Source organism: Lachnoclostridium sp. (assembly GCF_031997925.1).
Lineage (GTDB): Bacteria > Bacillota > Clostridia > Lachnospirales > Lachnospiraceae > Lachnoclostridium.
This window is the reverse complement of record NZ_DAMADT010000009.1, coordinates 63,986-71,778: the sequence shown is the minus strand read 5'-3', so window position 1 is coordinate 71,778 and position 7,793 is coordinate 63,986. Positions and strand designations below refer to the sequence as shown.

General features: G+C 34.5%; 9 protein-coding genes and 1 pseudogene. All 10 read left to right on the top strand.

What is annotated here, in order from left to right; translation table 11 throughout:
• Window positions 1-107: pseudogene (locus RTP52_RS20365) on the top strand (sulfurtransferase-like selenium metabolism protein YedF); the annotation flags it as partial.
• 75 nt (window positions 108-182) lie between these two features.
• Window positions 183-989 carry a selenium-dependent molybdenum cofactor biosynthesis protein YqeB gene (yqeB, locus tag RTP52_RS08280; protein ID WP_312370473.1) on the top strand — a complete coding sequence of 269 codons (807 nt, stop codon included), beginning with the start codon at window positions 183-185 and terminating at the stop codon, window positions 987-989.
• 15 nt (window positions 990-1,004) lie between these two features.
• Window positions 1,005-2,144, top strand: a complete 1,140-nt coding sequence (locus RTP52_RS08275) for an aminotransferase class V-fold PLP-dependent enzyme (RefSeq protein ID WP_312370470.1) — start codon at window positions 1,005-1,007, stop codon at window positions 2,142-2,144.
• Between the two features lie 10 nt (window positions 2,145-2,154).
• A complete protein-coding gene (locus RTP52_RS08270) occupies window positions 2,155-2,391 on the top strand; it encodes a DUF3343 domain-containing protein (protein ID WP_312370468.1) in 237 nt (78 codons plus the stop codon).
• Between the two features lie 53 nt (window positions 2,392-2,444).
• A complete protein-coding gene (gene yqeC, locus RTP52_RS08265) occupies window positions 2,445-3,185 on the top strand; it encodes a selenium cofactor biosynthesis protein YqeC (RefSeq protein WP_312370464.1) in 741 nt (246 codons plus the stop codon).
• Window positions 3,186-3,545: 360 nt separating this feature from the next.
• Window positions 3,546-4,202: a helix-turn-helix transcriptional regulator gene (locus RTP52_RS08260; protein WP_312104014.1), complete on the top strand. Its 657-nt coding sequence runs from the start codon at window positions 3,546-3,548 to the stop codon at window positions 4,200-4,202.
• Between the two features lie 53 nt (window positions 4,203-4,255).
• On the top strand, window positions 4,256-4,732 hold the full coding sequence (locus RTP52_RS08255; protein ID WP_312370462.1) for a hypothetical protein: 477 nt from the start codon (window positions 4,256-4,258) through the stop codon (window positions 4,730-4,732).
• A gap of 361 nt (window positions 4,733-5,093) precedes the next feature.
• Window positions 5,094-5,468, top strand: coding sequence for a RidA family protein (locus RTP52_RS08250; protein ID WP_312370460.1), 375 nt, complete (start codon window positions 5,094-5,096; stop codon window positions 5,466-5,468).
• Window positions 5,469-5,704: 236 nt separating this feature from the next.
• A complete protein-coding gene (gene dpaL / locus RTP52_RS08245; RefSeq protein ID WP_312370457.1) occupies window positions 5,705-6,925 on the top strand; it encodes a diaminopropionate ammonia-lyase in 1,221 nt (406 codons plus the stop codon).
• A 174-nt stretch (window positions 6,926-7,099) separates the two neighbouring features.
• Window positions 7,100-7,793, top strand: a 694-nt coding sequence (locus RTP52_RS08240) for a M20/M25/M40 family metallo-hydrolase (protein ID WP_331661166.1), incomplete at its 3' end; no start/stop codon positions are given.

The window sequence follows — 7,793 nt, the reverse complement described above, 5'->3', positions numbered from 1 at the left end:
GTCTGAACTTTTATGAAATATCTGAGAAATTATCTGTTGGTTCTGTGACCAATATGTATGCGATTGCAGAAATGATGATGAATGCGTCAAAGATCATAAAGCCGTAAGAAATGGAATTTTGTACTAATGTTCAAAGTGCCATTGAGATTAAGGGTGCGAAATCACCAGAATGGATGTAAAAGATGGAAAATATAATTATTGTCCGAGGGGGCGGAGATATTGCAACAGGAACGATTCATAAATTATTTAAAAGTGGATTTCCTGTTGTGGTATTAGAGATTGAAGCTCCTTCTGCGATTCGAAGAAAAGTGGCATTTTCTGAAGCGATGTATGGGCGTGAGACTATCGTGGAAGGGGTAACCTGTAAAAAAGCAGACCACTTTGATCAAATAAATGAAATTTTAGCAGAAGGTAAGATTCCAATTATAAAAGATGAGTATTGTGACATCTTAAATTATATAAAACCATTGGCCTTGGTTGATGGAATTTTAGCTAAGAAAAATCTCGGGACTAAGAAAGAGATGGCGCCGATAACAATTGCTTTAGGACCAGGATTTGAAGCAGGTGTAGACGTTGATGCCGTTATAGAAACCCAAAGAGGGCATGATTTAGGGCGGATTCTCTTAGAAGGTTTTGCGGTAGAGGATACAGGAATTCCAGGAATCATAGGTGGATATGGAATTGAGAGAGTAATTCATAGTCCTGCCACTGGGATTATTAAAAATATAAACCATATTAGCGATACCGTAACGAAGGGACAAGCAATCGCTTTTATTGGAGAGACTAAGGTAGAGGCAAGCATTGATGGTATTTTAAGGGGTATCATCAAAGATGGATATCCTGTAATGAAAGGACTAAAAATTGCTGATATCGACCCAAGGATTGAAGAGAAGAAAAATTGTTTTACCATTTCAGATAAAGCCCGTTGTATCGGTGGAAGTGTATTAGAATCCATCCTATATTTACGTAGAGTTAAGAACCTTTCATAAGTAAGGAGAAATGTAATGATATATTTTGATAACGCTGCGACCAGTCTACATAAACCAGATTCTGTAGCAGATGCGGTTTATGCTGCTATAAAAAATATGGGAAATAGCGGAAGAGGTTCTTATACAGCTTCTTTAGAGGCTGGAAGGTCAATTTATGCAACGAGGGAAATTCTTGCAAGACTATTTCGTGTTAAGGATGCAAGTCGTATTGCCTTTACTTCAAATGCAACGGAAAGTCTTAACATTGCGATAAAAGGTTTGTTGCATAAAGGAGATCATGTTATCACTACGGAGTTAGAGCATAATAGTGTTTTGCGACCACTTTATGAATTAGAGTCAAGAGGTGTAGAACTCACTATCATAAAAAGCGACTTATCTGGAAATATCAAGATAGAAGAAATAAAGAAAAGTATTAAAAAGAATACTAAGATGGTAATCTGCGGACATAGCTCGAATTTAACAGGTAATCTAATTGATATACAAAGAATAGGAAAACTTTGCAGAGAAGAGAAAATCTTATTTGTAGTAGATGCTGCGCAAACAGCAGGTGTTTTCCAAATCGATGTGGAGGAACAAAGTATTGATGTTCTTTGTTTTACGGGACATAAAGCACTTCTTGGTCCACAGGGGACGGGTGGTATTTATGTTCGAGAAGGTATTTTTGTATCTCCACTAAAAACTGGTGGTAGTGGCTTTTTATCTTTTTCTAAAACCCATCCTGATGTAATGCCAGAGTGTTTGGAAGCAGGTACCGTAAATGGACATGGTATTGCTGGTTTATATGCTGGAGTTTCTTATATTATGGAAACAGGCATCGTTCAGATAAGAGAGAAAGAGCAAAAGCTAATGTGGAAGTTTTATGAAGGAATAAAAGACATTCCTAATATAAAAATTTATGGTGACTTTACTACGACCAATAGAGCTGCAATAGTCACGTTTAATATTGCAGATTATGATTCAGGCGAAGTAAGTGATCAATTGGCAGAGGAGTTTGGTATCTATACCAGGTCAGGGGGACATTGTGCTCCGCTTCTCCATACGGCACTCGGAACAAAAGAGCAAGGTGCGGTACGTTTTAGTTTTTCTCATTTTAATACTGAGGAAGAAGTTGACATCGCAATAAGTGCAGTAAAAACGCTTGCAATTGAAATCTAGGAGGCTGACAATGAGAAAAAAAGAACGAAAAGCTGTCATTACCTTTCAGAATACAACAAGTGCTATGGCTATGGAAAAACTTTGTAAGGAGCAAGGTCTTAGTGGCAGAATAATTCCGGTTCCAAGGAGTATTACGGCAGGCTGTGGATTAGCCTGGAGTGCAAATCCGCAGGTAAGATTAGAATTAGAAAATTTTATGAAAGAAAATCATATCAGCTACGATAAGATCTATGATATAGAGATATAGAGGTAGTATTGAAAAATCGGAATTCGTAGGTTGTGTCAGAATGGAGAATTTTTATGGAGTTTTATCAATTAAATAATTCAGAAAAACTCATAAAACAAGATAGTATTTCAAAGGCGTTTGGAATAGAACTGTCTCAAAGAAAGGTTATTGCTTTTGTGGGTGCAGGAGGTAAAACTACTTCAATTCATCATCTAGCAAAGGAGTTGATTTCCCTTGGAAAACGAGTAATTATTACCACTACAACTCATATGTTTTTGCCTAAAGAGTATGAAGTATTAAAAGAAGATAAGGAGATGCTTTTGAGTATGCTTAACTCAAATGGCATTGCAGTTGCTGGAATTCCATGTGGAGATGGTAAGATGACAAATGTATCAAACTCTTTTTATGAATGGATGAAAACAGTTTCGGATTATATACTGGTTGAAGCAGATGGTTCTAAGCGACTTCCAATTAAGGTACCTGACAAGCATGAACCTGTATTACCAAATGATACAGATTTTGTTGTTATTTTAGCAGGATTATCTTGTTTATCTAGGCCGCTCATGGAATGCTGTCACCGATGGAAGCTGGCAATGGAGATTTTAAGTTGTGAACCAACACATAGAATAGAGCCAGTGGATGTAGTAAAGTTAGTAACAGAAGGGTACTGTAATAAGTTAATGATTCCGTATAAAATAATATTGAATCAATGTGAGAGTAGTGACGAACGAGTAAAAGCATTAGAAATAATAAAATATCTGAAAGAATTAAAAATACCGTACGATAATGTGGCTTATGGAAATTATCTTTCCTAAGATTGTTGTTACGGATTTACTTCATGAAGATGTTATGGATTTACTTCATAAAGATGTTCTGATTTACTTCATAAAGTTATTTAGATTTTACTTCATAAAATAGATGTATTGCTTTTTTAATCTTCATTTTATATAATTACTATTGGTAATTTAACCTCATCAGGGAAGTATCCCGCTTCAATAAGCGAGGGACTTGCCTGTTTTAAAATGCCACGCAGTGGCATTGAGGTATAGCTGGTAGCGTAAGCGGATAAACTTGCCTGTAGGCAAGTGGGAATATCCGTTTTGATAGAAAAAGTAAAAAAGCATAAAATGTGCAATAATGTGCACAAGAATGGGGGAACTATGCAGCGGGGAAGTATGAAATTAACAGTAACAGATCAAATCATATTAAATTCATATCGAAGCTTTTTAGATGGACTAGCAGATTATTTAGGAACAGGGTTTGAGTATGTGTTACATAGTTTAGAAGACTGTGAAAACTCTGTAATAAAAATTATAAATGGGCATCATACGGGGAGAAAATTAGGTGCTCCTATTACAGATTTAGCACTCAATATGCTGAATAAGATTCAAGATGAAAATCTAGATGGTTATATTTCGTACGAGTCTAAAAATAAAAAGGGAAATCAGCTTTATTCAACTACAATTAGTGTTTATGGTGAGCATCATCGTATTATTGGATTAATCTGCATTAATTATCATGTAGATACTCCTTTATCAGAGACATTCCCAGTCTTTAGAATGCTTAATATGTCTAATAACACCATGATTAATGAAAACTTTGCTGTGGATGTAGATGCTTTGATTGAACAAGCTTATACAGAAGCCTCTCAGCAGGTTATGGCCGATGAAAGTATATCTGTAAATTTAAAAAACAAAGAAATTGTTAACTTACTATACAATCAAGGGATTTTTAGAATGAAAGATTCGGTTATCAAGGTAGCAAAATTTATGGATGTTAGTAAAAATACGGTTTATATGCATCTCAGGGGATTCAAAGATCATATAAAATAAGGATATATTTTAAATCAATGTTGAAATTTGGTTATGTTTCAGGGGGATTAGAAATGATATATAATAAGAAAATGGAAACTTATATAAATGAAATTTCTAAAATCAATCAAATTACTATTGATGGAAGTACATCTATAAGACAAGGATTAAATTGTAATGGTGAACCGTATTTTTATTTAGAAGATAATTGCTGGAACTTAAATGAAAATAGTAAAATAAAACATTCTAAAGAAATGCTTACCCAATTAGAATGGAGCTGTAATGAAATATATATAAGTGGATCAAAAGATGCTAAGTGCTTATTGCAAACTGCACTGCTTAGAGTTAAGTCAATTGAAACTATTTTGAAAGCTCAATATCCTTTGTATTCATTTGATATCATTCTGAGCATTGATAATGGTACAGAATTTGATGTCTTACCGTCTATTACTGTAAGATTCTATTGTATTCGTGACAATGATTATTATATTGCTCATAATGAATTAGAAGAATTTTCGCAACCAATATTGATTAAATCAATAATAAGCTAACCAAAAGGGTAAGCCTATAATTGAATGTAAATTTCAATTAAATTTAATCTAACATAGCGGAATAAAATAATTAGAAGAAATGAATCTATATGATCCGTTTCTTTTTTTAATACAAAGGTAAAGTTTGTAAATCATATTTTATTAGAAGGAAATTGCAGAGTGATTTCCTTTCAACTACGCCATACCAAGTGTTTTGTCGAAATTGATTGAAACTCATTTAGATGTTAAAAATGTTCAATTATGGAAAGTAACAGAATGAAATAAAATAATATAAAAATTAGATTGACTGAAATATATTTTAGTATTATAATTTAGATATAGATAAATAGACGAAAAAAGTCATAGAAAAGAGGATGTAATTATGCAAATAATCAATACAATAAATGCACCAGCAGCAATCGGACCATATAGCCAAGCTCTTGTAGTGAACGGAGTTCTTTATACTTCAGGTCAGATACCACTAGACCCAACAATTGGTGTAGTAGTAGAAGGTGGCATTAAAGAACAAACTCTTCAAGTTATGAAAAACATTAAGGCTATTTTAGAAGAAGCTAATACAACATTTGAAAATGTTTTTAAAACAACTTGCTTTTTATCTGACATGGGAAATTTCGCAGCATTCAATGAAGTTTATGGTGAATATTTTACACGTAAGCCAGCTCGTTCTTGTGTAGCTGTAAAAGAACTTCCCAAGGGTGTATTATTAGAAGTCGAGGTAATTGCAGTAACTAAGTAAGGTACCATGGTGCCACAATTGTTGCACCATGTAACGTGTGCGATACTAATCTCTGACTAATACTTACTAAAAATTCTTATAAAAAGCCATATATTCAAGCATGTTAACCTGCTTTGCTTTTTCCTGAATTTTTTAGAGGGTTTATAATCGAGATTAATATATATCATATTTTACACAGTAACTTATACAAAAGCACTAATAAAAAGGCGCTAAACGCCAGAATTGAGGTTAAGTTTATGAAAGAAACATTTAAAAGTGTATTTTATCCAAGAAATAATAATGAAAAATCAAATATTGATTTTTTAAACTTCGAGGAAGCAGGTAAAGCACAAGCATTCCATGAAAGCTTTCCAGTTTATAGCGAAACTCCATTAGCTGAGCTTAAGAACTTAGCGAAAGAAATTGGTGTAAAAAATATTCATGTGAAAGATGAATCTTACCGTTTCGGTTTAAATGCGTTTAAAGTATTAGGTGGATCTTATGCGATTGGACGCTTAATTGCTGATAAAATTGGGGAAGATATCAAGAATTTAACAGCAACTAAAATGATATCAAAAGAAGTAAAAGATAAAACAGGTGATATGGTATTCGTAACAGCTACCGATGGTAACCATGGACGTGGTGTTGCTTGGACAGCAAATCAGTTAAACCAAAAATCCGTTGTTTACATGCCAAAGGGATCTGCTATTGAAAGATTAAATAACATCCTTGCAGAAGGTTCTGAAGCTTCCATCATGGATATGAATTACGATGAAGCAGTTCGTCTTGCAGATAAAAATGCAAAGGAAAAAGGCTGGATTGTAATTCAGGATACTGCATGGGAAGGCTATGAGGATATCCCTACTTGGATTATGCAAGGTTACATGACACTAGGGTTTGAAATTGTAAAGCAATTAGAAGAGACAAAAGCGGAAGCTCCAACACACATCTTCTTACAAGCAGGAGTTGGTTCTTTAGCTGGTGCTGTCTGTGGATTCTTTGCAAATTACTATAAAGGAAATCAACCTAAGATCGTGGTTGTAGAACCAAACAAAGCAGACTGTATTTATCGTACCGCTGAAGCAAACGATGGTAAACTTCACTTTGTAACTGGCGACTTAAATACAATCATGGCAGGTTTAGCTTGTGGCGAACCAAATAGCATTGGCTGGAATGTATTAAAGGATTATGCAGATGCATTTATCTCTTGCCCAGATTATGTAGCAGCTGATGGTATGCGTGTCATGGCTAGCCCATTAGATGGTGATACGAAGGTTGTATCTGGAGAAAGCGGTGCAGCTACTCTTGGTTGTGTTTACAATATCTTAACAGATGATTCTCTTGTAGATTTAAAGGGTAAATTAGGTCTTAATGAAGATTCTAGATTACTATTCATCTCTACAGAAGGTGATACAGACAAACAAAATTATCGTAATGTTGTATGGAATGGTAAAGACACACGTTACGATGCGGAGTAATGTGAAATAATAAGCGATTTCACATTTCTAATTTAAGCAGTATTCAATCTGTAAACAGATTGAATATACACGGGTGTAATGTGAAATAATAAGCGATTTCACATTTCTAATGTAAGCAGTAATCAATCTGCAAGCAGATTGATTATACACGGGTATACGAAAGGAGATAATATAATGTTAAAAGGAAACAGAGAACAAGAGTTAATTGAATTAACACAGAAAATGATACAGGCAAAAAGCTATTCAGGAGAAGAAAAACAAGCTGCTGAGACAATAGTTGAATTCTGTAAAGCAAATGGATTTGATGATGTTTCTTATGATAGATATGGTAACGTAATCGGAATTATCAAAGGAAATCGTCCAGGTCCAAAGGTATTATTTGATGGACATATTGATACAGTACCTGTATCTGACCCAAGCAAGTGGACACAGAACCCATTTGGTGGCGAAATTATAGACGGTAAGTTATATGGCCGTGGTACATCCGATATGAAGGGTGCAGTTTCCGCATTTACAGCAGCTGCAAAATACTTTGCAGAAGATACAAACCGTGATTTTGCTGGTGAAATCCTTATTGCTGGTGTTGTTCATGAAGAGTGCTTTGAAGGTATAGCTGCACGTGAAATCTCCAAAAACTTTAAACCAGATTACGTAATCATTGGTGAAGCAAGTCAATTAAACGTTAAAATTGGTCAGCGTGGACGTGGTGAAGTCGTAGTTGAGACATTTGGTAAACCAGCTCATTCTGCAAATCCTGAAAAAGGAATTAACGCTGTTTATAAAATGAGCAAGGTAATTAATGCAATTAGAGACTTAGTTCCAACAGAGCACCCAGTATTAGGAAAGGGTATCTTAGAGTTAACAGACA

Excerpts from the sequence above, each read along its gene's own strand:
- yqeB (WP_312370473.1), top strand. The coding sequence starts at position 183 with ATGGAAAATATAATTATTGTCCGAGGGGGCGGAGATATTGCAACAGGA.
- RTP52_RS08275 (WP_312370470.1), top strand. The coding sequence starts at position 1,005 with ATGATATATTTTGATAACGCTGCGACCAGTCTACATAAACCAGATTCT.
- RTP52_RS08270 (WP_312370468.1), top strand. The coding sequence starts at position 2,155 with ATGAGAAAAAAAGAACGAAAAGCTGTCATTACCTTTCAGAATACAACA.
- yqeC (WP_312370464.1), top strand. The coding sequence starts at position 2,445 with ATGGAGTTTTATCAATTAAATAATTCAGAAAAACTCATAAAACAAGAT.
- RTP52_RS08260 (WP_312104014.1), top strand. The coding sequence starts at position 3,546 with ATGAAATTAACAGTAACAGATCAAATCATATTAAATTCATATCGAAGC.
- RTP52_RS08255 (WP_312370462.1), top strand. The coding sequence starts at position 4,256 with ATGATATATAATAAGAAAATGGAAACTTATATAAATGAAATTTCTAAA.
- RTP52_RS08250 (WP_312370460.1), top strand. The coding sequence starts at position 5,094 with ATGCAAATAATCAATACAATAAATGCACCAGCAGCAATCGGACCATAT.
- dpaL (WP_312370457.1), top strand. The coding sequence starts at position 5,705 with ATGAAAGAAACATTTAAAAGTGTATTTTATCCAAGAAATAATAATGAA.